This window comes from Kitasatospora putterlickiae, from assembly GCF_039527695.1.
Taxonomy (GTDB): Bacteria; Actinomycetota; Actinomycetes; order Streptomycetales; family Streptomycetaceae; genus Kitasatospora; species Kitasatospora putterlickiae.
Genome location: NZ_BAAAKJ010000424.1, coordinates 5,296 through 5,920, shown reverse-complemented (window position 1 = coordinate 5,920; position 625 = coordinate 5,296). Strand labels below are relative to the sequence as shown.

General features: G+C 70.2%; 1 protein-coding gene. It reads right to left on the bottom strand.

Going from position 1 to position 625, the window contains the following annotated elements; genetic code table 11:
* Positions 1-39: 39 nt before the first annotated feature.
* Positions 40-625 (bottom strand): peptidase inhibitor family I36 protein (locus ABD308_RS35220; protein ID WP_344344076.1); only part of this gene is annotated, 586 nt, incomplete at its 5' end.

The window sequence follows — 625 nt, the reverse complement described above, 5'->3', positions numbered from 1 at the left end:
GGGAGGGGGCCGGCCTTCGGGCGCCGCGGCGGGCGGCGGCTACAGGTTGACGTAGTCCACCGTGTCGTTCCAGTTCCCGCCGTACGGGTAGGCGAGGCGCGTGAAGTCGTAGCAGGAGCCGTTCGACAGGTTGGCCGAGGGGTCCGGGTCGAGGGGGCGGTCGTCGTAGATCTGCATGTTGCCGATGGATCGGTACACACAGGCGGAGCTGGCTTCGCCGCCGAACGACCAGTCGGAGAGGTACTTGGTGCCCGACTGCGACCACTTCAGAATGAGGCCAGTGAAGTTGGAGTGCTCCCAGAGGCAGGCAAAGCCGTAGGTGCACTCGGAGATCGTCTGCGGGGACGGCGTGACCCCGGAGGACCCCGCCGACGCGGCCTTGGCGGCCGCGGCGAGCGCCGGATCGATGACGGCGAGCGCCGCGTCGGCCTCGGCGGCACTGTCGTGGCAGTAGACGGCGCCGCCCGTCACCTCGGTGCAGACACTGGCGCCGTTCCATCCCTTGGACAGGTCGATCTTCTGGCCCCGGTAGGTGGCGATCACCGGCTTGGACGGCGTTGCCTTCGTCGAACCGGCTGACTGCTGGGCGTCGGCGGGCGGGGCCGCCGGTGCGGGCGTCGCCGTG